Below are 22,216 nucleotides of genomic sequence, written 5' to 3' on the forward strand. Positions count from 1 at the left end.
GTTCGCCGCGCCGACCGGCGGCCGGCGTCAGCCGTTGAGGAACCCCGAGATCCGCTCCCGCAGGTCGGCGCGTTCCGACCAGAGCACGCCCGGGCGGTCGTACACGTGGAGGGTGGCCCGGGGCAGCGTGGCGGCGAGCTGCTCGGCGACCTCGACCGGGTGCAGGTCGTCGCCCGCGCAGCCGAGCACCAGGGCCGGGGCGGTCACCGCGGCCAGCTCCGCCCGGTCGCCCAGCGGGGCCTGGTCGGGCAGGGCGGCGAGGCCCGCCGCGAGGCCGTCACGCAGCAGGTGGTCGAGCCGCTGCCGCAGGTACGCCCAGCCGGCGGGCGTGTTGCGCACGGCGGGCGGCAGCTCCGCCGACACGACGTCGGCGACGGCGGAGGCGTCGCCGCTCTCCACCGCCTCGATCAGGGCGGCGATCCGGTCCCGGGCGGCCGGGGTCCGGGGCCGGTCGAGCGCCGCCGGGAGGAAGAAGACCAGCCGGTCGAAGCGCTCCGGGCTCTCGGCGAGCAGCCGGCACAGCGCGCCCGCGCCGAGGCTCGCGCCGAACGCCCGGGTGGCGTTGCCGAGGTCGGCGACGGCCCGCAGGTCCCGGGCGAGGTCCAGGTAGCTCCACGGGCCGGGGGGCGCGTCGGAGCGGCCGTGCCCCCGGAACTGGAAGAAGACCTTGCGGCCGGCGACGCCGCTGGCGAAGGGGCGGGTGGTGGCGATGCCGTTGCCCAGCCCGTGCGCGAACACGGTGACCGGGTCGCCGACGCCGGTGACGAGCTGTTCGAGGCGCGCCCCGTGCGGGGTGGTGACCAGCTCGGTCTCCGGCTCGGGCAGGGCCGGCCGGCCCGTGCGCGGTGCGCCCGGGCCGGGGCCCCAGGTCCGTGGCCCGCCGTCCGGCGGCGGGGGCCAGCGGAACCCTCTCACCAGGAGGATCCCCGGCCGTCGTGCAGGTCACGCAGCCCGACCCGGACGTCCAGCAGATAGATCAGGGCGGCGGCGATGCCGATCAGGCCGAAGATGTTCAGCACGTTGTTGGTCAGCAGCGTGAGCACCAGGCAGACCGCGAGGATGGCGATCCACCCGCCCTTGGGCAGGGTGCCGATCGCGGCGAAGCCCTCGCCGCGCTGGGTGATCGCGTGCACGAGCGCCACCCCCTCGATGACGAGGGCGAACACCAGCAGCAGCATGGTGATCCAATACTGGACCTGGAAAGCGAAGATCGGCGCGGCGATGGCCATGCCGGCAAGCTTATGCCGACGACCCCGGATCCGTCCGCCAGGACGTCTCCGGGGTCGTGCGGCGTCTCCCTCCGGCGGGCCGGGTCCGCCGGTCGCGGCGCGGGCCGGGCAGGGCGGTCGCCCGGGGCCACGCGGGCCGGGTCGGCTACTCGGCGGCCGGGCGGGTCCGCCGGGTGGCCTTGGGCAGCTTGGCCGACGGGGTGTCGGCGGCCTCCGGGGCCGGGCCGCCGGCGGCCTCGGCCTTGGCGTCGGCCTCGGCACCGGTCTTGGCGGTCGCCCTGGTCGTGGCCGCCTTGGTCGTGGCCGCCTTGGTCGCGCGGGTGCGCGGGGCCCGGGCGGCGGCCGGCTTGGCCTCGACGACCTCGGCCACGTCGGCCGGGGTCGGGACGTCGGTCCTCGCCGCCGGGGCGGGCGCGGCGGGCGCTGCCGGGACCGCGTTCCGCTCGGCCTCGGTCGCCGCGATGTCGGCGTTGACCGTGTCTGCGGCCTCCAGCACGCCGGCGCCGACCACCCGCTCGCCACGGGCGACCAGCTCCGCGTACGCGGCGAGGGCCCGCTCCTGGGCGGCCTGCGCGCCGGCGACGACGACGGCCGCGTTCCGGGCGGCCAGCCCGCGCAGCCGGTCGAGGTCGGTCAGCTCGCGCAGCCGGTTGACGTCGGCGACCTCGCGCAGCCGGTTCAGGTCGGCGGCCTCGCGCAGGCGGTTGACGTCGGCGGCCTCGCGCAGCCGGTTCAGCTCGGCCGGGACGGACCGGCCACGCAGCTCGGCGGCGGTCTGGTTGGCCGTACGCAGGGTCTCGGTGGCCTTCTGGCGCAGCTCGAAGCCGGTCACGACGGCCTTGCCGCCGAGGTCGGCGGCGACCTTGCCGCTCAGGTCGGTGACCACGGTGGGCAGCTTGCGAAGCTGCTCCAGGGCCAGGTCGCCGGCGCCGGCGGCGGCGTAGAGCGGGGCCGGGATGCGGTTGGTCTTCGGCTGGGTCATGACTTTTCCTCCTCGACCGCGGCGGCGGTCTGCTCGGTCTCGACGGCGGTCGCCTTCTCGGCGGCCTTCCTCGCGGGCGCGCTGCTGGGCGGGGCGGGCGCCGGGCCGGACTCGGTGACGGCGACCGACTCCAGGACCGCCTCGGTCGGGGTGCCCTCCGGCGTGGTGGGTCCGGTCGCGGCCGGGGTGACCGTGCCCGGGGCCTCCGGGGCGGTGCCCGGCGCGGACGGGGCCGGCGGGGCGGCCGGGCCGGCCTGAGCGGTGGCTTCGGTGGCTTCGGTGGCCTGGGCGGCTTCGGCGGTGGCCTCGGCTGCCTCGGTGGCGGCCTCCGCCTCGGCGAGCCGGCTGTTCTCCCGGCGGAACGTCTCGTAGATCTGGGTCAGGGACTGCTTCTGCGCCATCGTCAGGTCGGGATCGACCGCGATGGCGGCGAGCACGCCCTGCCCCTCCTTGTCGTCGAGCAGGCCGGCCCGCAGGTACATCGCCGGGGTGGAGACCCGCAGCGCGCTGGCGAGCTGCTGGAGCACCTCGGCGCTGGGCTTGCGCAGGCCGCGCTCGATCTGGCTGAGGTACGGGTTGCTGACGCCCGCCTGCTCGGCGAGCTGCCGCAGCGAGATCTTCGCGTTGCGCCGCAGGTCACGGATGAACCCGCCGACGTCGGGTAGGTCCTTGGGAGTGGCCATGACCCCACGCTAACCGGCCCTGCTAGCTACTGCAAGCAAAACGCTAACCCGAGTTAGCGAGGTCTCACGCCCTGGTCGGCGCCGCCAGCGTTGAAGCCGCCCCGCTTGACGCTGTTGCGCACCGTGCGTCCGGTCCGTACCTTCCCCGGGGTGACGAAGATCGAGATCAACGGCGCGAAGCTCGCGTACGACGACACGGGTGACGGAACGCCCGTGCTCCTGCTGCACGCCGGCATCGCCGACCGGCGCATGTGGCGGGGACAGGTGCCCGCCCTGGCCGCCCGGCACCGCGTGATCGCCGTCGACCTGCGCGGCTACGGCGACTCCGAGCTGCCCACCGACCCGTTCGCCCACCACGACGACGTGGTCGGCCTGCTCGACGCCCTGGAACTGCCCCGGGCCGCCCTCGTCGGATGCTCCTTCGGCGGGGCCGTGGCCGTCGACACGGCTCTCGCATACCCGGATCGGGTCGGCGCACTCGCCCTGTTCGGCACGGCCGTCAGCGGCAACGAGTGGTCCGAGGAGGCCAACGACCTCTGGGACGACCTGATCGGCGAGACCGACCCCGAGGACTTCGCGGCCACGGCGGCCGGCGAGGTGCGATTCTGGGTGGTCGGCCCGGGCCGCCGCCCCGAAGACGTCGACCCGGCGCTGATCCGGTTCGCCGAGGAGATGGACCGCCGGGCGCTCGCCGCCGAGCTGGCGCTGAGCGCCGTCGAGGTGGCCGAACTCGACCCGCCCGCGATCGAGCGGCTCGGCGAGCTGCGCGTGCCGGTGCTGGTGGCCGCCGGGGCCGCCGACGTGCCGGACATCCGCCGGCTCGCCGACCGGATCGCCGCCGAGGCGCCGGACGCGGTGCGGCTGCCGGACGTGCCGGACGCCGGGCACCTGCTCCCCCTGGAGCGGCCGGACGCCGTCAACGACGCCCTGCTGGACTTCCTGCGGTGAAAGGAAGGGTCCCTTGTTAACACCCGTCTGTTAACAAGGGGCCCTTCCTTTCACCGTCACCAGACGGGTCGGACCGCCCCGACCGGGACCCCGCCGCCGAGCAGCGGCAGCTCGGCGTACTCGTCGAGGACGGGTGCCCGGACGCCGAGCCGGCGCAGCGCGGAGACCAGGACCGGCATCCGGGCCCGCGTCGCCCCGTCGTCGATCTTCAGCGCGACCGCGCCGACGCCCGGGAGCGCGGCGGCGATCACCCCCTCCGCCCCGATCTTCGCGAGCGTGCCGGGCAGGCCGCGCATCAGCCGGCTGTCCTCGGCCCAGGTGCCGCCGACCAGCTCCGGGTGCGCCCGCATGGCGTCCGCGACGGCACGCTCCGGCGAGCCCGGCCCGGCGGAGACCAGCCGCAGGTACGCGCGGGCCAGCCCGGTCAGCGACACGGCCAGCACCGGCGCGCCGCAGCCGTCGACCCCGACCGCCGCCACCGGCTCACCGGTGCACTCCTGCACTGTCGCCCGCAGCGCGAGCTGCAACGGGTGCTCCGGCTGCCGGTAGCCCGCGCGGGGCCAGCCGGCCGCCAGGCAGGTGAGCAGCATGCCGGCGTGCTTGCCGGAGCAGTTCATCCGGCCCCGGGTGGGCCCGCCTCCCGCGCGCAGCACCGCCTCCCGGGCCAGCTCGCCCATCGGCAGGTCGGGCGGGCAGCCCAGGTCGGACTCGTCCAGCCCGGCACCGGCCAGCAGCGCGCCCACCCGGGCCACGTGGAACTCCTCCCCGGCGTGGCTGGCCGACACGATCGCCACGTCGGCCGGGTCGGTCAGCGGCAGCCCGGCACGGAGCATGCCGACCGTCTGCATCGGCTTGCTGGCCGAGCGGGGGAAGACCGGGGACCCCACGTCCCCGGCGGCGGCGACCGTCGCGCCGGCCGCGTCGAGCACCACCACCGAGCCGCGGTGCAGCCCTTCCACAAACCCGGAGCGGACCACCTCGGCCAGCGGCACGCCACCTGAGTACGTCTTGCTCACGCGTGGACGGTACCGAGGGGCCGGCGGGCGGCGAAACGCGGGTGACCAGCGCAGCAACCCGCGCCGCGACAGGGGCGACGGCCCGGCCGGGGCTTACCGGCGCGCGCCGCCCGGCCGGGACCTAGCGGGGCGCGACGCCGAGCAGCTCGCGGGCCTGCGTGGTGGTCAGCGGCGGGCGCTGCGCGAGCTGGGCGAAGCCCACCGCCCGCGCCACGAGCTGCATGTTCGACTCGACCGGCCGGCCCTTCGCGTACGTCACCGTGTCCTCCATGCCGACCCGCAGGTGCCCGCCGGCCGACAGGGAGGCCAGCAGCACCGGGATGGTGCTGCGCCCGATGCCGGTGGCCGAGAACGTGGTGCCCTCCGGCAGGTCGCGCAGCGCCTGGTGGGCGGCGGCCAGGGTCGACGTGGTGCCCGGCATGCCGCCCGGCACGCCCATCACGAAGTCGACGTGCACGTGCCCGCCGTGCGGCAGGCCGTGCTTGCCGAGGAGCCGTTGCAGGGCGGTCAGGTGGCCGAGGTCGAAGATCTCGTACTCGGGGACGATGCCGCGCTCCTGCATCCGGGTGTGCAGGTCGACGATGAACTCCCAGCGGTTGAGGAAGACGTCGTCGCCGAAGTTGAGCGTGCCCATGGTGCAGGACGCCATGTCCGGCCCGGCGTCCAGCACGGCCAGCCGGTCGGCCTCCGGGTCGGTCACCGCGCCGCCGGTGGAGAGCTGCACGATCAGGTCGGTGCCCTCGCGCAGCGCCGCCACGGTCTCCCGCAGCCGCCCCTGGTCGAGCGTGGGCCGCGCCTCGTCGTCGCGGATGTGGACGTGGATCACGGCGGCGCCGAGCGCCTCGCACTCCTTGGCGGTCAGCAGCAGCTCGTCGAGGGTCACCGGCAGGGCCGGGACCTCCGCCTTGGCCGACTCCGCGCCGGTGGGGGCAACTGTGATCAACGTCCCTGTCGTCATGCCGGCGATCCTAGACGCCCCGCAGGGGCCCGGTCGACGACGCGCGCTCCCCCAGCGGACGCGCCCGTCCGCCAGCCGGCCGTCGCGCCGCGCGCCACCCGCGCCCCGCCCGCGGCGGTTAGGAAGGGGCCCTTCCTATACAGAAAGCGTTAACAGGGGGCCCTTCCTTATTCGATGGCGGCGGCCGACTCGCCGACCAGCAGGCGGGCGTCGTCGGGGACGTTGCGCTTCAGCACCGCCAGCGCGACCTGGCCCAGCTCGTGGTGCAGCACCGCCGTGCCGACGAAGCCGACCGCCCGGCCGTCGAGGGTCACCGGCGTGCCGGCGGCCGGCAGCCGGTCGGTGGTCACCCCGTCCAGGTGCAGCAGCACGAGGCGACGCGGCGGCCGGCCCATGTTGTGCACCCGGGCCACCGTCTCCTGGCCCCGGTAGCAGCCCTTGTCCAGGTGCACCGCCGGGGCGATCAGGTCCACCTCGGCCGGGATGGTCCGGTGGTCGGTGTCCACCCCGACGCGGGCCCGCCGGGCGGCCACCCGGATCGCCTCGTACGCCCACAGCCCCACCGGCGGCACCCCGGCCCCGCGCAGTTCGGCGACGACCCGGTCCATGGCGGGGCGGGGCACCAGCAGGTCCACGCCCAGCGGGCCCCGGCGGGCCCACCCGCCGCCGGGCAGCGGCGCGACAGCATACCGGACGGTGGGCCGGGGCGGCAGCTCGCCGGCGCGGAACTTCGGGCCGGGCACCGCGACGGCGTCGGGCTCGGCCAGCCCGGTCACGCCCAGCGTGGCGAGCGCCCCGGCCGCCTCCGGGCCGACCAGCGAGAGCAGGGCGTGCTCGGCGGTGGCGTCGCGCGGCTCGACCTTGCTGAAAAACCGCATCTTCTCGAGGTATGTCAGCAGGCCACCGGTCGCGCCGGGCTCGGTGTCGAGCCAGGTGGTGTCGCCGTCCTCGGCGACCATGGCGTGCTGCTCGACGTGCCCGTGTGGGGAGAGCACCAGCAGCTCGGTGCCCTCGCCGGGGGCCAGCGCGGCCAGGTGCTGGGTGGTGAGGGTGTGCAGCCAGCCGATGCGCTCCTCGCCGGGCACGGCGACGACGCCCCGGTGCGACCGGTCGACGAGGCCGACGGCGGTGTCGAGGACGCGCTGCTCCCGCAGCGGGTCGCCGTAGTGGGCCGCGACGGACCGCACCCCGGCCGCCCGGTGGGCGGGCTCCGGCTGGTCCCGGGTCTCCTCGTCGATGGCGTCGGCAGCCACCGCGCCCGCGATGTCGATCATTTCCGCTCCCCGTCCTCGCCCCGGCCCGGCGCGCCGTCGTCCGCGCCGCCCTCGCCGCACCGCCCGCAGACGCCGAACAGCGCCACGTGCCCGATGTCCACCCGGAAGCCGCGCTCGGCGACCAGCCGGTCGGCCAGCGGCCCGAGCAGCTCCGGGTCGATCTCGTCGATCGCGCCACACTCCCGGCAGACCAGGTGGACGTGCTGGTGCTCGCCGGCCGCGTGGTAGGTGGGCGAGCCGTGCGACAGGTGGGTGTGTGTCACCAGGCCGAGGCGTTCCAGCAGCTCAAGCGTGCGGTAGATGGTGGTGATGTTGACCCCGGCGGCGACCTCGCGCACGGCGGTGTGCACCTGCTCGGGTGTGGCGTGCCCGAGATCCAGCACCGCCTGGAGGATCAGCTGCCGCTGCGCCGTCAGCCGCAGCCCACGGGCGCGGAGCACTTCCGCGAGGGATGACTCGGACACCGTCCGATCATAGTTCGGCCGCCGCGACGCGCCGGCCGCCACGTGGGTACGCGACTAGGCTCACCGGTCGTGGCGGGGACCGAGAGCGGGGCGGAGACGGCAGGCGGGGCGGGCGCGCGGGTCGCGGTGCTGGGGCGGGGCGTCGTGCCGGCCGGCGCGCCCGTGCTGCGCGGCGACGACCTGGGCGCCCTCCAGGGCGACGGGCTCTTCGAGACCATGCACGTGCGCGGCGGGCGGCCCTGGCTGCGCGACGAGCACCTGGCCCGGCTGGCCCGGGGGGCCGCCCGGATCGATTTGCCGCTGCCGCCGGCCGGGTTGCTGGTCGAGCTGCTGGCGGAGGTCTGCGCGGGCTGGCCGGTCGACACGGAGGGCGCGCTGCGGCTGGTCTGCACGCGGGGGCCGGAGGCCGGCGGGCCGCCGTCGACGCACGCGACGCTCGCCGAGGTGCCGGCCGCCGCGCGGCAGGCCCGGCGCGCCGGGATCTCGGTGGCGACCCTGCCGCTGGGCGTGGCCGCCACCGCCCGCCCCGCCCTGGGCTGGCTCCCGGTCGGCATCAAGTCGACGTCGTACGCGGCGAGCGCCGCCGCCCGCCGCTGGGCCGCCGGGCACGGCGTGGACGACGCGCTGTGGATCTCCACCGACGGCTACGCCCTGGAGGGGCCGACCGCGAACGTCGTCTGGGTGGCCGGGCGCACCCTGTGCACGGTGCCGGCCGCCGCCACCGGCATCCTGCCCGGGGTGACCGCCGCCTGGCTGCTGAACCACGCCGCCGATCTGGGCCTGACCGCCGAGGAGCGGATGGTCACCCCGGCCGGGCTCCGCGCCGCCGACGGGGTGTGGCTCACCTCGTCCCTGCGCGGCCTGGCCCCGGTGCACACCCTGGACGGGGCGCGTCTGCCGCGCTCGGCGCACACCGACGCCGCCCAGGCCCTGCTGGCCCACCCCCGCTGAGGGCAGGAGCGGCGAGGCCGGGCGGCGCGGGTCAGCCGGCGACGCGGATCAGGCGGGCCGAGAGGTGCGGGGTCAGGGAGTGGCCCATGGCGGCCATGTCCTGCGCGTAGAGCAGAGCGCCCTCGACGATGCCGAAGAGGCGGTGGCCGGCCGTGACCTCCTTGGCGGTGGCGGTGCGCACCACGGCGTCGGAGACGAACTCGACCTGGGTGCCCTTGCGCTTGCCGATGTGCAGCTCCATCACGCCCGTCGGCACCGACATGAGGGCCTCCAGCTCGTCGGTGGCCCGGCCGTCGCCGTCGAGCACCGGACGCCACCAGCCGATCTCCCGGCCACCGGGGCGCACCGGCCGGCTCTGCTCGTCGAGGATCCACGCCCGCGACTCGTAGTGCAGGAACGGCCGGCCGTCGTGGCTGATCCGGATCTCCTGGGCGAAGTCGAAGTCCTCGATCGTCGGGTAGCCGCCCCGGCCCCGGCCACGCCACACCCCGACGTACGGCAGCAGGCCGTCCAGCGTCGGGTGCAGCTTCGGGCCGACGCGCAGGTCGTGGCTCTCCTCGTACGGGTACTCCTCGACCGGGGGCGCGTTCAGCCACGGCGGCTGGAGGGGGTTCTCGCTCACCAGGTCACCAACGTCCTCTCGAGATGCGTACGGCAGCGTAGACCAGGCCACCGGCGAGCGCGCCCAGGCCGGCGACCAGCAGGCTGACGAACCCGATCTCGGTAACCATCCCGGCCATCCTATGCTGGGCCCCATGGCCCGCTCTCTCGTCGTCAAGGCGACCGCCGGGGCCGACGCCCCGGAGCGGTGCGCCCAGGCATTCACCGTCGCCGCCACGGCCGCCGCCGCCGGGGTGGACGTGTCGCTCTGGCTGACCGGGGAGTCGACCTGGTTCGCGCTGCCGGGGCGGGCGCAGCAGTTCGAGCTGCCGCACTCCGCACCGCTGGGCGAGCTGCTGCACGTGATCCTGACGACGGGCCGGGTGACCGCCTGCACCCAGTGCGCGGCCCGGCGCGACATCGGCCCCGGCGACGTGCTGCCCGGCGTGCGGATCGCCGGGGCGGCGGTCTTCGTCGAGGAGGCGATGGCCGAGGGGGCGCGGGCACTCGTCTACTGAGTGTCGATAACCACCCGGCTCGTCCCCTGCCCTGCCTACGATCTTCCCTGTGACCGGGGCGACGACCGAGGCGACGGAGCGGTTCTTCGCGACGCTGCCGGCGCGCGCCCCCGCCGTCCTGCGCGGTCCGGTGCGCGGCACGCTCCTGCTCCGGCTCACCTCCGGCGCCGACAGCGAGCACTGGCGGGTGGAGATGGCTCCCGGCTCGGCCCGGGTCACCCGGGACACCGGGCCGGCGGACGCCTACTGGTTCGGCAGCGCCGACCTGTTCGACCGGCTCGTCACCGGCCGGGCGCACGGCATCTCGTCGATGCTGCGCAACGAGAGCACGCTCGCCGGCGACGTGCTGCTCTACCTGGTCTTCCGGCAGTTCTTCCCCGACCCGCCGGGCACCCGGGATCCCCGGGCGGTGGCCCGGGAGCAGAGCGGGCGGCCGGTGTGAGGAAGCCCGCGTGAGGGAGCAGGTCAGCATCCTCGACGGCAACACCTTCCTGGTCAGCGACCGGCGGGGCGACATCGAGCCGTCGCAGAACTTCCCGACCGGGCTGTTCTCGTTCGACACGCGGTTCCTGTCGACCTGGGTGCTGACCGTCGACGGGGAGCGGCTGCATCCGCTCTCCATCGACGACGCGTTCTCGTACCGCTCCCGGTTCTTCCTGGTGCCCGGCGCGCCGACGCACTACCTGGACGCGAAGGTGTCGGTGATCCGCAGCCGGTCCGTCGGCGGCAGCTTCGTCGAGGAGCTGACGGTGCTCAACCACTCCGGGCGGGAGGTCGAGTTCGTCGTCCGGATCGACATGGGGGCCGACTTCGCCGACCTGTTCGAGATCAAGCAGACCCGGCGCAAGAAGGGCCGGGCCACCGCCGCCCCGGGGGAGAACGAGCTGCGGTTCACGTACCGGCGCGAGGGGTTCCACCGGGAGACCGTGGTGGGCAGCAGCGCCGCGGCGGCCGTCGACCCGGCGGGCATGACGTTCCGGATGCGTGTCGAGCCGCACGGGGAGTGGACCACCCGGCTCGACGTGAAGACGGTGATCTACGGGGCCCGGGAGGAGGACGTCCGGGACAGCCTGCCGCTCGGCGCGCACCGGTCCATCGCCGACATCCAGGCCGAGCACGAGGAGGTCGTCGCGCGGGCGCCGAAGCTCGGCTGCGACTGCCAGCCGCTGGCCGGGGCGTACCGGCGCAGCCTGAGCGACCTGGCGGCCCTGCGCTACGAGTCGATCGCCCTCGGGGTGCGGCTGCTGGCCGCCGGGCTGCCCTGGTTCATGACCCTGTTCGGGCGGGACAGCATCTTCACCTCGCTCCAGATGCTGCCGTTCCTGCCGGACCTGGTGCCGCCGACGATCACCATGCTCGCCGGTCTCCAGGGGTTCCGGGTCGACGACTTCCGCGACGAGGAGCCCGGCAAGATCCTGCACGAGCTGCGGTACGGCGAGACGGCCGGGTTCGAGGAGCAGCCGCACTCGCCGTACTACGGCGCCGCCGACTCGACGCCCCTGTTCGTGATCCTGCTCGACGAGTACGAGCGGTGGACCGGCGACACCGCGCTGGTGCGGCAACTGGAGGCCCCGGCCCGGGGCGCGTTGGCGTGGATCGACACGTACGGCGACCTGCTGGGCACCGGGTACGTCTGGTACCGGACCCGCAACCCGGCGACGGGGCTGGCGAACCAGTGCTGGAAGGACTCCTGGGACGCCATCTCCTACTCGGACGGCCGGCTGCCGGGCTTTCCCCGGGCCACCTGCGAGACCCAGGGGTACGCGTACGACGCGAAGCTGCGCGGGGCGCGGCTGGCCCGCGAGGTCTGGAACGATCCCGCGTACGCCGAGCGGCTGGAGCGGGAGGCGGCGGAGCTGAAGGAACGGTTCAACCGGGACTTCTGGCTGCCCGACCGCGAGTTCTACGCGCTGGCGCTGGACCCGGACGGGCGGCCCGTCGACGCCCTGTCGTCGAACATCGGCCACCTGCTGTGGAGCGGGATCGTCGACGCCGACAAGGCCGGCCGGGTCGCCGCGCACCTGCTCGGGCCCCGGCTGTTCTCCGGCTGGGGCGTGCGTACGCTCGCCGACGACCAGGGCCGCTACAACCCGATCGGCTACCACGTCGGCACGGTGTGGCCGTTCGACAACTCGATCATCGCGTGGGGCCTGTGGCGGTACGGCTTCCGCGAGGAGGCCGGCCGGATCTGCGAGGGCATCCTGTCGGCGTCCCAGCACTTCGGCGGGCGGCTGCCGGAGGCGTTCGCCGGCTACGAGCGGGACCTCACCGACTATCCGGTGGAGTATCCGACGGCGTGCAGCCCGCAGGCGTGGTCGGCCGGCAGCCCGCTGCTGCTGCTGCGGGTGATGCTCGGCCTTCAGCCGCAGGGCGAGCACCTGATCATCGATCCGGCGGTGCCGGAGGGCATGGGCCGGGTGGAGCTGCTCGACATTCCCGGCCGGTGGGGGCTGGTCGACGCGCTGGGCCGCAGCCGCACCGCGAGCGACCCGGTGCGCCGCTGAGCCCCATCCGGCTCGGCGGCGTGGTGGCAGCGGGCGTCAGGGGCGGGGCGTGGTGGCGGCGGGCGTCAGGGGCAGGGCGTGGTGGCGGTGAGGTCGCCGCCGGTCAGGGCCACCGTGACCGCGCCGGCACGGTAGGCGTACCCCTCGGGGGTGTCGAACAGGACCGCGCGGCCGGCGGCCGGGGCGAGCGCGGTGGCCGGCGCGGCCGGGGCGGGGTCGAGGGCGACGCGGGCGGTGCGGGCCTGACGGTCGCCGCCCGGGCAGGGCGCGGCGAGCAGCTCGGGGGCCGGCCCGGCGGGGGCGGCCAGCGCCCGCAGTGCGGCGGCGAGCGCGTCCGCCTCCGGGCCGCCCTGGGCCGACGGCGGGCGGTAGCCGTCGCCGACGGGCCGGCAGCCGGTGCGGACGGTCAGCCGGAGCCGGCCGTCGCCAGCCGGGCGGCCCTCGACCAGCACGAACTCCCCCGCGTCGGCCCGCAGCCGGGGGCCGTCGCCGGTCACCCGGACCCCGGCCTCCCAGCCGGCCGGCAGCCGGTCGGCGACCTCGGTGAGCACCGCGCGCGGGTCGGCGGCGGGGTCGAGGATCTCCACGCCGCGCTCCAGGGTCGCGCCGTCGAGCAGGGGGGTCACCCGGCAGCCCGGCTCCGTCCGGGCCGGCGTGAGCGCGACGGCCCGGTCGCCGGCCGCCGCGACCAGCTCACCCACCGCGCGGTCGACCACCGGCCCGGCCTGGGCCAGGCTGCGCTGCTCGCGGACCGTCGGCCCGTCGTCGCGCACCGAGACCCAGGTGAGTACGCCGAGCAGCACCGCCCAGGCCACGGTCGCCGCGAGCAGCCAACGGGACCGGCGGGCCGGCGGCGTCGGTTCTCCGCTTCCGCCGGGGCCGGTCGGCGGGGCGTATCCGGCAGGGGCAGCACCACTCACCCGCTCATCGTGTCACGTGGGGCCGAACGCCCGCCCGGCGCGCGGCCCCTCACGCCCCCGACCGGCCCCTCGCGCCCCCGACCGGCCCCTCGCGCCCCCGACCGGCCGCGACCGCCGAGGCAACTGGCCCTGCCCGTCCCGCCCCCGCCCGGCCCGGGGCGGGGGTGCGGGTGGGAGGGTGTGCGGATGACGCCACCCGACGCCAAGGCCGACCTGCACCAATACCTGCGCGACGCCCGCGAGGCCCTGCTGTGGAAGCTCGACGGGCTCTCCGAGTACGACATCCGCCGGCCCGTGACCCCGACCGGCACCAACCTGCTGGGGCTGGTCAAGCACCTGGCCGGCGTCGAGTTCGGCTACTTCGGGCCCACGTTCGGCCGACCGTACGACGAGCCGATGCCCTGGATCGACTCCGACACCGACCCCAACGCCGACATGTGGGCGACCGCCGACGAGTCCCGCGAGCAGATCGTCGCGCTCTACCGCCGGGCCTGGGCACACGCCGACGCGACGATCGAGGCGCTGCCGCTCGACGCGATCGGCGCCGTCGCCTGGTGGCCGGCCGGCCGCAACCGGCTGACCCTGCACCGGATTCTGGTGCACGTGACCGCCGAGAGCCACCGGCACGCCGGGCACGCGGACATCGTCCGGGAGACGATCGACGGCACCGCCGGGCTGCTCCACGGCACCGACAACCTGCCGTACGGCGAGGCGAGCCGGTGGGCGGAGCACCGCGCCCGGGTGCAGCGCGCAGCCGAGCAGGCGGCGGACGGGTAGGCGTCGGACGGGTAGGCGTCGGACGGGTAGGGGCTGCCGAACGGGCGCACCGGGCCGGCCGCGTCCGTTCGGGGCTCACCCGTCCGGAGCACCCCCGTCCGTCGCTCAAGATCGTGCTCGATCAGGGAAGGAGTGGCATCGCCCCACGTGTGAGGCCACTCCATCCGAGATCGAGCACGATCACGCCCCCCGGGTGGTGCGCGGGTGACCGCCGCGACGGGGGCGCGCACGGCTCGGGCCGGTCACCCCGTGGGCGGGGCGACCGGCCCGAGCCGATGCGCGTGCGGTGCGCAGGTGTTAGGAGGGGGCCCTTCCTATACAGAAAGCGTTAACAGGGGGCCCTTCCTTGCACCTACGCCGCTACGGTGACCGTCACCTCGTTGATGCCGCGCGCGGCCGTCACGGTGGTGTCGCCGTTGCCGTGCCGGGACAGCGCCCGCAGCGTCCAGGTGCCCGGCGCGGCGAAGAACCGGAACTGGCCGGCCGGGGAGGTGACCACCTCGGCGGTGAACTCACCGGTCGAGTCGAGCAGCCGGACGTACGCGCCCGGAACGGCGTCGCCCACCTCAGACCGGACGAGGCCGGTGATGACGGTCTCCTTCTCCAGGTCCAGGCTGGCCGGCAGCGGGGCGGCCTGGTCGGGCGCGGCGCACCCGGCAGCGGTAGGAGCGGTGGGAGCGGTCATGGCTCAGGCCTCCCCGGGCTCGTCGCCGAGCGCGACCGGCACGCCGACCAGCGAGCCGTACTCGGTCCAGGATCCGTCGTAGTTCTTCACGTTGGCGTGGCCGAGCAGCTCCTGGAGCACGAACCAGGTGTGCGAGGAGCGCTCGCCGATCCGGCAGTAGGCGATGGTCTCCTTGCTGTCGTCCAGCCCGGCCGCGGCGTAGATCTTGCGCAGCTCGTCGTCGGACTTGAAGGTGCCGTCCTCGTTCGCCGCCTTGGACCACGGCACGCTGATCGCGGTGGGGATGTGGCCGGCGCGCTGGGCCTGCTCCTGCGGGAGGTGGGCGGGGGCGAGCAGCCGGCCGGCGAACTCGTCGGGGCTGCGCACGTCGACCAGGTTCTTGGTGCCGATGGCGGCGACGACCTCGTCGCGGAAGGCGCGGATCGAGGTGTCCGGCTCCTGCGCGACGTACTGGGTGGCCGGGCGGGTCACCGCGTCGGTCACCAGCGGGCGGGCGTCCAGCTCCCACTTCTTGCGGCCGCCGTCGAGCAGCTTGACGTCGCGGTGGCCGTAGAGCTTGAAGTACCAGTACGCGTACGCGGCGAACCAGTTGTTGTTGCCGCCGTAGAGGACGACGACGTCGTCGTTGGAGATGCCGCGCTCGGAGAGCAGCGCCTCGAACTGGGACTTGTTGACGAAGTCCCGGCGGACCGGGTCCTGGAGGTCGTTGCGCCAGTCGAGCTTGATCGCGCCGGCGATGTGGCCGGTGTCATAGGCCGAGGTATCCTCGTCGACCTCGACGAAGACGACGCCCGGGGCGTCGATGTTCTTCTCGGCCCACTCGGCCGAGACGAGTGCGGTGTCGCGACTCATCAGATCACTCCCTGGTGAGGTGGATGGTGAGCCTGCGCGAGGACGAAGTCTGTGGCTGTCGCACCACGCGCGGGACCCAGAGGAAGGACGGGATCACGGGTTCGTGCGACGGCGCCGCTGCCGGGCGTTCAGGGGGAAGAACCGGAAGGGTACGCAGACCCTGTGGCCGGTGGCCGCCGTCAGGCGGCCGAGGACAGCCCCGCCGTCAGATGACGGGGCGACACAGGCAGGTGGCCACGCGGCACAGGTCGACCGCGCGCCGTTTGGTGAGGAGCGTCCCCATGAGCAGGGACACTACCAGCCATCCCGGGGACCGCCACCGCCCCGACCAGCATCCGGGACGCGCGTCCCGACGGACAGTCGCCGGGCCGGCGCGCGCAGTGTGGGCGGGCGCGGGCGGTCAGCCGGCCGAGTTGATCGGGACGTCCTTGGCGGCGGCGGTCACCGCCAGGCCCTGCGGCAGCGGCCTGACCTCGCGCACCGCGAGCTGGAAGGGCAGGTCGGGCAGGGGGACGTCGATCGAGATGTCCCTGGCGTAGTTGCTCAGCATGGTGCGGGCCAGCGGGATGTTCGGCAGCCCCTCGGCGTCAACGTCGTTGAAGCGCAGCGAGATCGCGCCCTCCTTGCCGACGGTCACGTCGGCGGTCCCGGTGAGGGTCAGCTTCTGCCCGAGGATGTCGACGGGGGCGGTGACGGCGAGCCGGCCGTCGCGCTCGCCGAGGGTCAGGCCGGGCCGGTTGAGCAGCGCGGCCAGGCTCTCGTACGTGATGGTGCCGGTGCCGTCGACGGTCTCGGCGACCACGTCGCCCTGCTGGGTGCGCAGCGTCTCCAGGGAGGCCCGCACGTTGCGGGCGTCGACGTCCAGCTCGGGCAGGGCCACCGCGTCGCCGTTCACCGAGCCCTGCACGTCGCGCAGCCGGATGGAGATCCGCTCGTACCGGCCGTCGAGCACCTGGGTGAGGAAGGGGAAGCCGCCGACCTCGACCTCGGGCGGCGAGGACTGGGCGCCCTGCTTGGCGATCTCCTGGCTGACCTGGTCGGTGATGGCCCGCTCGGCCACCCCGGCGGCCACCCGGTCGGCGGCGACCAGCAGCCCGCCCAGGATCAGCAGCAGGACCAGCAGCGTGATGAGCACCTTGCGCCCGCGTCGCCGGGGACGTTCCTCGTACGCCGGGTGGGCCGTCGTCACGCCGCCTCCTTCTGTCGTGCCGGCGCGCCCCTGGCACCGGTGCCGCCCGCGCGGCGCCCCGGAGAGTACCCGAAGCGGGAAATCCCCAACCGTCCGTCGCGCCGAGCCGCCCGACCGGCCGACCCCCGGCGGCCGAAGGCACGGTCAGAGGAACAGCACGCACATGGCGTACGCCGCCGGTGCCGCCAGGGCGAAGCCGCCGAGCGGGCCCTGCATGTGCCGGGCGACCCACATCGTCGGCGGCTCGCCGGCCATCAGCCGCCCCGCCTCCGCGTATCCGACGGCGAGGTCGGCGAGCACGGCGGTGGCGGCGGTGACCAGGCCGATCAGCGCGCCGCTGGTCGGGGTGAAGCTGACCAGGAAGCTGCCGAGGACCGCGCTGGCGAGGGTGCCGACCATCGCGCCGATCACGACGCCGGCCGCGCCCCGGGGCACCTGCGGGGCGAGCCGGGGCCAGGGCAGCACCGCGTCGGTGATCCGGGCCACGGTCAGCGCGACGCCGGTGGCGGTGAGGCAGACGGTGATGGCCTGGGTGCCCGCCGGGATCCGGCTGAGCACGATCAGCGTGGCGAACGCGACCACGCCGACCACGATCAGCAGCGTGGTGCCGAGCGAGTCGGTGACCCGGACCCGGTCGACGCGGCGGACGAGCTGCCCGAGCACGCCGAGCAGGAAGCCTCCGGCGGCCAGGTAGCCCAGCGGGGCGAGGCCGGCGACGTCGGACTGCACGGCGGCGACGTCGGCGGCGGCGGCCACCACGGCGCTGGTGAGCGCCACCAGCAGCAACGCGGGCGGGCGCATGGCCATCGTCCAGGCCAGGACGAAGATCAGTTGCACGCCGAAGATGATGAGCGCGAACGGCAGCCGGTGCCCCGGCCCGGCGGTCTGCGCGCCGAGCACCAGGCCGACGCCGAGCAGCGCGGCGAACCCGGCGACGGTCAGGGCGAGCGGCCGGCGGATCTCGACCGGCTCGATCTCCTCCTCGTCCAGCTCGTCGACGGCCTCGTCGTCGGGTCGCCGGGCGGGTTCGCCGCCCCGGCGCAGCCGGCGGGGTCGCCCGCGGCGCGCCGGGGGCCCGTCGTCGTCGACGTCCGGGCCGGTGCGCGGGGCCGGTGGGTGCGCACGGCCGGCCGGCCCAGGGTGGACGTCGTCGGCCCACGGGTCCCGGCCGGCCTCGGAGGAGGTCGAGGGAAACACGCCCTGATCGTGCCAGACCGGGGTGTCGGATCGGTGGCCACGGTTTCCGCGACGTTAAAACCTGCGGCGCGATCGTGGGCAAGCCAGACAAACGGGAAACGACCTGGAGGCACGGACGGAGCGATCGGTTACGCTCAAGGCGTTACCCGCCCGTCAGCGACGCCGGGACCCACGCAAGTTCTCAGCGCACCCCGCCTCAGGGTGCTGCTGGTCGCGCGCGGCCTTGAGGGCCGCCGGGACGGAGGTGATCGTGTGGAGATCCTGCTGCTGGTGACCGCGCGCGCAGGTGAACCATCGGTGGTGCTGCCGGCGCTCGACCTGCTGCCACACTCGGTGCGCACCGCGCCCCGCGACGTCCGCACGCTGGTTGCCGGCCCGAGCCCGGACGCCGTCCTCGTGGACGCGCGCTCGGAGCTGAGCGAGGCCCGGGCCACCTGCCGGATGTTGCACGCCACCGGGCTCGGGGTGCCGCTGGTCGCGGTGGTCACCGAGGCCGGGCTGATCGCGCTGAACGCGGACTGGGGCGTCGACGACGTCATCCTCGCCAGCGCCGGTCCGGCCGAGGTGGAGGCGCGGCTACGGCTGGCGGTCGGCCGGTTGAGCAACGCCACGTCCGGGGCCGGCGGCTCGATCCGGGCCGGCGAGCTGAGCATCGACCCCGACACGTACGCCGCGAAGCTCAAGGGCCGGCCGCTCGACCTGACGTACAAGGAGTTCGAGCTGTTGAAGTTCCTGGCCCAGCACCCGGGTCGGGTCTTCACCCGGGACCAGCTGCTGCGCGAGGTCTGGGGCTACGACTACTTCGGCGGCACGCGCACCGTGGACGTGCACGTGCGGCGGCTGCGGGCGAAGCTCGGCTCGGAGTACGAGTCGATGATCGGCACCGTGCGCCAGGTCGGCTACAAGTTCGTCGTGCCGCCGTCGCGGTCGCTGCCCGAGTCGGAGCACGCCCCGATCCCCGTCTGACCGACCCGATTACCGGTTTGCCCTTTTTGCGGCACTCGCCAGTTTTACCCTGATTGGCGAGTGGTCGAGGAAAGGGGCGACGGTGCGTGCGATCAACACGGGGGCGACGAGGGGCCGGCCCCCGCGACCGAGCGGCGGCGACCACTGATGCGCGTCGACGCGACCAGGCGGTTCGTGGCGCTCGCCACCCTCGTGGTGGTCTCCCTGCTCGGCTCCGCGTACGTGCTGGGCCGCAGCATGGTGCCCGGCCCGGCCCGGCAGGCCACCGGGGTCACCGCGAGCGCGGACGACCCGAGCTTCGCCGACCAGCCGGCGCAGACCGGCCCCGGCCCGGGCGGGCCGCCGCCCACCTCCGGAGGGCCTGCCGCGCCCACCGAGGCCGGTCAGGACGGCCGGACCGCGCCGCCACCGGAAGACGCCGGCGACGGCCTGTTCGGCGCCCGGGTCACCACGGGCTCGGCGCAGGTGGCGCTCACCTTCGACGACGGGCCGGACCCGCAGTACACGCCGCAGGTCCTGGCGCTGCTGCGAAAGTACGGCATCACGGCCACGTTCTGCGTGGTCGGCGAGAACGCGCAGAGCCACCCCGACCTGATCCAGGCGATCGTGGCCGACGGCCACACCCTGTGCAACCACTCATGGCACCACGACGAGCTGCTCGGCAAGCGGTCGACCGATGTCATCCGGGCCGACCTGCTGCGCACCAACGCGGCGATCCGGGCCGCCGTGCCGGACGCCGAGATCGCCTACTACCGCCAGCCGGGCGGCGCGTGGACGTACCCGGTGGTGTCGGTGGCCGAGGAACTGGGGCTGGTCCCGCTGCACTGGACCGTCGACCCGTCGGACTGGCGGGCCCCGGGGGCGGCCCGGATCGTCCACGACGTCTCCACCGAGGCACAGCCGGGCTCGATCGTGCTGCTGCACGACGCCGGCGGCAACCGGCAGGGCACGGTGGACGCGCTGCGCAGCCTCCTGCCGGACCTGGCGGCGCGGTTCCGGCTGGAGGCCCTGGCCGCGGGCACCACCTGAGCCGGGGCGTCGCCCGGGCGTCGGCCTGCCGCCCACGGGCGCCCGAGCCGACGGCCGCGCGCGAGCGGCGTACCGGCTACCGTTGGTCCGATGAGCAGCGCCGAGCCGACGACCGACCGGGTGAACCGGGCCGACCTGCTGACGCCGGGCGAGACGGCCGAGGTGCTGGCCCTGGCCCGCGCGGCGGGCGACGCCGACGGGGCCGACCCGTTCGACGAGCACACGCTGCTGCGGCTGCGCGACCCGCACGCCCCGGCCGTGCACCTCACGGCCCGCGCGCCGGACGGCACCCTGACCGGGTACGCCCACCTGGACACCACCGACCCGGCCGGCGGCGTCGGCGTGGAGCTGGCCGTGCATCCCGCGCACCGGCGGCGGGGCACCGGCCGGGCGCTGGCCCGCGCGGCCCTCGCCGCCGCCACCGGGCCGGTACGCGCCTGGGCGCACGGCGACCACCCGTCCGCCGCCGCGCTCGGCGTCGACCTCGGCCTCACCCGGGCCCGGGTGCTCTGGCAGTTGCGCCGGCCGCTGGTCGACCCGCTGCCCGAGCCGCGCCTGCCCGACGGGGTGCTGCTGCGCGCGTTCGTGCCGGGGCGCGACGACGACGCCTGGCTCGCGCTCAACGCCCGGGCCTTCGCCAGCCACCCGGAGCAGGGCCGCTGGACGGCTGCCGACCTGCGGGTACGCCTCGCCGAGCCGTGGTTCGACCCGGCCGGGTTCCTGCTCGCCGTCACCGCGGACACCGGCCGGCTGCTCGGCTTCCACTGGACCAAGGTGCACACCCGGCCCGGCACGGCCGGCATCGGCGAGGTCTACGTGCTCGGGGTCGACCCGGCCGCGCACGGCGGCGGGCTCGGCAGGGCGCTCACCTCGGCCGGGCTGGCGTACCTGCGCGGGCGGGGGCTGGACCGGGTGATGCTCTATGTGGACGAGTCGAACGCCGGGGCGGTCGCCCTCTACGAGCGGGCCGGCTTCGCCCGGTGGTCCGCGCACGTCAACTACCACCTCGGCTGACGGCCTCGCGTTTCCCTCGCTTCGCGTTTCCCTCGCTTCGCGAGTCACGGCGGTGTCACGCCACGGCCTCGGCGCGATAACGGCTGCCCGGATATATCGCATTAATAGCGATAGTCGGCCGCGAGTTCACGAAATGGACAACCCTTCCTCAGCCCACGGCAACCCGCCCGGCCGCACCTGTTCACTCCTCGTTCACTTGCGACCGGCGATCCGGCTACCTGGCCCTCCTAACTTTCAGTTCAGCCGGGTCACGCCGGCCCTCCCCCGGGCCACCCAGCCGGGAACGGCCCGTCCAGACGTGAAGGGAAACCCCTCAGGTGAAGCTCCAGCGGCACGGCACTATCGCCTGCCTCGCTCTTACTGCGGTGCTCGGTCTCAGTGCATGCGGCTCGGACAACAACGAGCCCGCCGGCGGCGCCTCCGCGTCCGGCTCGGCCGGCGCGGCCGACTGCGCCACCGGCACCCTGAACGCGCAGGGCTCGTCGGCCCAGAAGAACGCCATGGCCGAGTGGATCAAGGCGTACCAGCAGAAGTGCGCCGGCAGCACGATCAACTACGAGCCGTCCGGCTCGGGCGCGGGCATCCAGGCGTTCATCGCCGGCACCGCCGACTTCGCCGGCTCCGACTCGGCGCTCAAGCCCGAGGAGCAGCCGCAGGCCGACGCCAAGTGCAGCGGCGGCGCGGCGATCCACCTGCCGATGGTGATCGGCCCGGTCGCCGTCGCCTACAACGTCAGCGGCGTGGACAACCTCCAGCTCAAGCCGGCCACCCTCGCGAAGATCTTCGCGGGCAAGGTCACCAAGTGGGACGACCCGGCGATCAAGGCCGACAACCCGGACGCCAAGCTGCCGTCGACCACCATCCAGACGGTGCACCGCTCCGACGAGTCCGGCACCACCGACAACTTCACCAAGTTCCTGGCCAAGACCTCCGCCGCGGACTGGACCTTCGAGAACGCCAAGGCGTGGAAGGCCCCGGGCGGCACCGGCGCGAAGGGCTCCGACGGCGTGGCCAGCTCCGTCAAGGGCGCGGACGGCTCGATCGGCTACATGGAGTGGTCCTTCGCCGAGAACGCCGGCCTGAAGATGGCCAAGATCGGTAACGGCGCGGGCGAGTTCGCCGAGCTGACCGCCGAGAACGCGGGCAAGACCATCGCCGGGGCCAAGATCGAGGGCCAGGGCGACGACCTGAAGATGTCGGTCGACTACAGCACCAAGGAGGCCGGGGCGTACCCGATCGTCCTGGTGACGTACGAGATCGTCTGCAGCAAGGGCATCGCGGCCGACAAGCTGCCGCTGGTCAAGGGCCTGCTGGGCCACGCCGCCAGCGCCCAGGGCCAGGCCGAGCTGACCGAGCTGGGCTACGCCCCGCTGCCGGACTCGGTCCGCACCAAGGTCGAGGCCGCGGTCAAGAACCTCTCCTGACCGCCACCGACACCACCACACCTCCCTCAACTCGAA

26 protein-coding genes are annotated in these 22,216 nt (G+C 74.9%); 10 read left to right on the forward strand and 16 right to left on the reverse strand.

Translation table 11 applies throughout. The annotated features are described in order from the left end of the window. Window positions 1-27: 27 nt before the first annotated feature. The 4 genes from ACFYWL_RS02110 to ACFYWL_RS02125 all read right to left on the reverse strand — a co-directional run bounded on the left by ACFYWL_RS02110 (window position 28) and on the right by ACFYWL_RS02125 (window position 2,894). Complete coding sequence (locus tag ACFYWL_RS02110) at window positions 28-915, reverse strand: alpha/beta fold hydrolase (protein WP_386966061.1); 888 nt, start codon at window positions 913-915, stop codon at window positions 28-30. Beyond that, on the reverse strand, window positions 912-1,229 hold the full coding sequence (locus ACFYWL_RS02115) for a DUF2516 family protein (RefSeq protein ID WP_043965247.1): 318 nt from the start codon (window positions 1,227-1,229) through the stop codon (window positions 912-914). Before ACFYWL_RS02115 ends, ACFYWL_RS02110 begins: the two co-directional genes overlap by 4 nt. 145 nt (window positions 1,230-1,374) lie before the next feature. Beyond that, the gene (locus ACFYWL_RS02120; RefSeq protein ID WP_386966063.1) at window positions 1,375-2,211 is read right to left on the reverse strand and encodes a hypothetical protein; all 837 of its coding nucleotides are present in this window, start codon (window positions 2,209-2,211) and stop codon (window positions 1,375-1,377) included. Then, window positions 2,208-2,894, reverse strand: coding sequence for a helix-turn-helix domain-containing protein (locus ACFYWL_RS02125; protein ID WP_386966065.1), 687 nt, complete (start codon window positions 2,892-2,894; stop codon window positions 2,208-2,210). Before ACFYWL_RS02125 ends, ACFYWL_RS02120 begins: the two co-directional genes overlap by 4 nt. 150 nt (window positions 2,895-3,044) lie before the next feature. On the opposite strand from ACFYWL_RS02125, the gene ACFYWL_RS02130 reads away from it, so the two are divergent. After that, a complete protein-coding gene (locus tag ACFYWL_RS02130) occupies window positions 3,045-3,842 on the forward strand; it encodes an alpha/beta fold hydrolase (protein WP_386966067.1) in 798 nt (265 codons plus the stop codon). 56 nt (window positions 3,843-3,898) lie between these two features. Here ACFYWL_RS02130 and ACFYWL_RS02135 read toward each other — a convergent pair whose 3' ends face one another. The 4 genes from ACFYWL_RS02135 to ACFYWL_RS02150 all read right to left on the reverse strand — a co-directional run bounded on the left by ACFYWL_RS02135 (window position 3,899) and on the right by ACFYWL_RS02150 (window position 7,554). Beyond that, window positions 3,899-4,858 carry an asparaginase gene (locus tag ACFYWL_RS02135; RefSeq protein WP_386966069.1) on the reverse strand — a complete coding sequence of 320 codons (960 nt, stop codon included), beginning with the start codon at window positions 4,856-4,858 and terminating at the stop codon, window positions 3,899-3,901. Window positions 4,859-4,979: 121 nt separating this feature from the next. Further along, window positions 4,980-5,816, reverse strand: coding sequence for a 3-keto-5-aminohexanoate cleavage protein (locus tag ACFYWL_RS02140; protein WP_386966072.1), 837 nt, complete (start codon window positions 5,814-5,816; stop codon window positions 4,980-4,982). 167 nt (window positions 5,817-5,983) lie between these two features. Continuing rightward, window positions 5,984-7,090: a YgfZ/GcvT domain-containing protein gene (locus tag ACFYWL_RS02145; protein WP_386966074.1), complete on the reverse strand. Its 1,107-nt coding sequence runs from the start codon at window positions 7,088-7,090 to the stop codon at window positions 5,984-5,986. After that, the gene (locus ACFYWL_RS02150) at window positions 7,087-7,554 is read right to left on the reverse strand and encodes a Fur family transcriptional regulator (protein ID WP_386966080.1); all 468 of its coding nucleotides are present in this window, start codon (window positions 7,552-7,554) and stop codon (window positions 7,087-7,089) included. Before ACFYWL_RS02150 ends, ACFYWL_RS02145 begins: the two co-directional genes overlap by 4 nt. A gap of 69 nt (window positions 7,555-7,623) precedes the next feature. Here ACFYWL_RS02150 and ACFYWL_RS02155 point away from each other — a divergent pair, with 69 nt between their 5' ends. Then, window positions 7,624-8,505 (forward strand): aminotransferase class IV, encoded by an 882-nt coding sequence (locus ACFYWL_RS02155; RefSeq protein ID WP_386966083.1) that lies wholly within the window; start codon window positions 7,624-7,626, stop codon window positions 8,503-8,505. Window positions 8,506-8,536: 31 nt separating this feature from the next. Here the strand turns inward: ACFYWL_RS02155 and ACFYWL_RS02160 are convergent, their stop codons facing one another. Both ACFYWL_RS02160 and mtfM read right to left on the reverse strand, forming a co-directional pair. Further along, window positions 8,537-9,130 (reverse strand): FABP family protein, encoded by a 594-nt coding sequence (locus tag ACFYWL_RS02160; RefSeq protein WP_386966726.1) that lies wholly within the window; start codon window positions 9,128-9,130, stop codon window positions 8,537-8,539. Between the two features lies 1 nt (window position 9,131). After that, window positions 9,132-9,236: a small membrane protein MtfM gene (gene mtfM, locus ACFYWL_RS02165; RefSeq protein ID WP_278129622.1), complete on the reverse strand. Its 105-nt coding sequence runs from the start codon at window positions 9,234-9,236 to the stop codon at window positions 9,132-9,134. A 12-nt stretch (window positions 9,237-9,248) separates the two neighbouring features. Between mtfM and ACFYWL_RS02170 the strand changes: the two genes are divergently transcribed. The 3 genes from ACFYWL_RS02170 to ACFYWL_RS02180 are packed head-to-tail and all read left to right on the forward strand — an operon-like array spanning window position 9,249 to window position 12,127. Further along, the gene (locus ACFYWL_RS02170; protein WP_074472393.1) at window positions 9,249-9,623 is read left to right on the forward strand and encodes a DsrE family protein; all 375 of its coding nucleotides are present in this window, start codon (window positions 9,249-9,251) and stop codon (window positions 9,621-9,623) included. 49 nt (window positions 9,624-9,672) lie between these two features. Beyond that, window positions 9,673-10,065: a hypothetical protein gene (locus ACFYWL_RS02175; RefSeq protein ID WP_386966087.1), complete on the forward strand. Its 393-nt coding sequence runs from the start codon at window positions 9,673-9,675 to the stop codon at window positions 10,063-10,065. 10 nt (window positions 10,066-10,075) lie between these two features. Further along, a complete protein-coding gene (locus ACFYWL_RS02180) occupies window positions 10,076-12,127 on the forward strand; it encodes a glycogen debranching N-terminal domain-containing protein (RefSeq protein ID WP_386966089.1) in 2,052 nt (683 codons plus the stop codon). 65 nt (window positions 12,128-12,192) lie between these two features. Here ACFYWL_RS02180 and ACFYWL_RS02185 read toward each other — a convergent pair whose 3' ends face one another. Continuing rightward, the gene (locus ACFYWL_RS02185; protein ID WP_386966091.1) at window positions 12,193-13,047 is read right to left on the reverse strand and encodes a hypothetical protein; all 855 of its coding nucleotides are present in this window, start codon (window positions 13,045-13,047) and stop codon (window positions 12,193-12,195) included. A 186-nt stretch (window positions 13,048-13,233) separates the two neighbouring features. Here ACFYWL_RS02185 and ACFYWL_RS02190 point away from each other — a divergent pair, with 186 nt between their 5' ends. Continuing rightward, complete coding sequence (locus ACFYWL_RS02190; protein ID WP_386966093.1) at window positions 13,234-13,824, forward strand: DinB family protein; 591 nt, start codon at window positions 13,234-13,236, stop codon at window positions 13,822-13,824. A 352-nt stretch (window positions 13,825-14,176) separates the two neighbouring features. Here ACFYWL_RS02190 and ACFYWL_RS02195 read toward each other — a convergent pair whose 3' ends face one another. From ACFYWL_RS02195 to ACFYWL_RS02215, 5 genes are all read right to left on the reverse strand, one after another. After that, window positions 14,177-14,509 (reverse strand): DUF1416 domain-containing protein, encoded by a 333-nt coding sequence (locus tag ACFYWL_RS02195; protein WP_386966094.1) that lies wholly within the window; start codon window positions 14,507-14,509, stop codon window positions 14,177-14,179. A gap of 3 nt (window positions 14,510-14,512) precedes the next feature. Beyond that, a complete protein-coding gene (locus ACFYWL_RS02200; RefSeq protein WP_386966097.1) occupies window positions 14,513-15,361 on the reverse strand; it encodes a sulfurtransferase in 849 nt (282 codons plus the stop codon). Window positions 15,362-15,566: 205 nt separating this feature from the next. Beyond that, window positions 15,567-15,644, reverse strand: a complete 78-nt coding sequence (locus ACFYWL_RS02205) for an Ms5788A family Cys-rich leader peptide (protein WP_311202345.1) — start codon at window positions 15,642-15,644, stop codon at window positions 15,567-15,569. A 117-nt stretch (window positions 15,645-15,761) separates the two neighbouring features. Continuing rightward, window positions 15,762-16,550 carry a DUF2993 domain-containing protein gene (locus ACFYWL_RS02210; protein ID WP_386966099.1) on the reverse strand — a complete coding sequence of 263 codons (789 nt, stop codon included), beginning with the start codon at window positions 16,548-16,550 and terminating at the stop codon, window positions 15,762-15,764. Window positions 16,551-16,694: 144 nt separating this feature from the next. After that, complete coding sequence (locus ACFYWL_RS02215) at window positions 16,695-17,747, reverse strand: hypothetical protein (RefSeq protein WP_386966102.1); 1,053 nt, start codon at window positions 17,745-17,747, stop codon at window positions 16,695-16,697. Between the two features lie 252 nt (window positions 17,748-17,999). Here ACFYWL_RS02215 and ACFYWL_RS02220 point away from each other — a divergent pair, with 252 nt between their 5' ends. From ACFYWL_RS02220 to pstS, 4 genes are all read left to right on the forward strand, one after another. Next, window positions 18,000-18,713, forward strand: a complete 714-nt coding sequence (locus ACFYWL_RS02220) for a response regulator transcription factor (RefSeq protein WP_043965210.1) — start codon at window positions 18,000-18,002, stop codon at window positions 18,711-18,713. 147 nt (window positions 18,714-18,860) lie between these two features. After that, window positions 18,861-19,742 carry a polysaccharide deacetylase family protein gene (locus ACFYWL_RS02225; RefSeq protein ID WP_386966104.1) on the forward strand — a complete coding sequence of 294 codons (882 nt, stop codon included), beginning with the start codon at window positions 18,861-18,863 and terminating at the stop codon, window positions 19,740-19,742. A gap of 90 nt (window positions 19,743-19,832) precedes the next feature. Then, window positions 19,833-20,756, forward strand: a complete 924-nt coding sequence (mshD, locus tag ACFYWL_RS02230; protein WP_386966107.1) for a mycothiol synthase — start codon at window positions 19,833-19,835, stop codon at window positions 20,754-20,756. Window positions 20,757-21,073: 317 nt separating this feature from the next. Beyond that, window positions 21,074-22,180 (forward strand): phosphate ABC transporter substrate-binding protein PstS, encoded by a 1,107-nt coding sequence (gene pstS / locus ACFYWL_RS02235; RefSeq protein WP_386966109.1) that lies wholly within the window; start codon window positions 21,074-21,076, stop codon window positions 22,178-22,180. The last annotated feature ends 36 nt before the right edge of the window (window positions 22,181-22,216 follow it).

The organism is Micromonospora sp. NPDC002575 (genome assembly GCF_042889525.1).
Classification (GTDB): domain Bacteria; phylum Actinomycetota; class Actinomycetes; order Mycobacteriales; family Micromonosporaceae; genus Micromonospora; species Micromonospora carbonacea.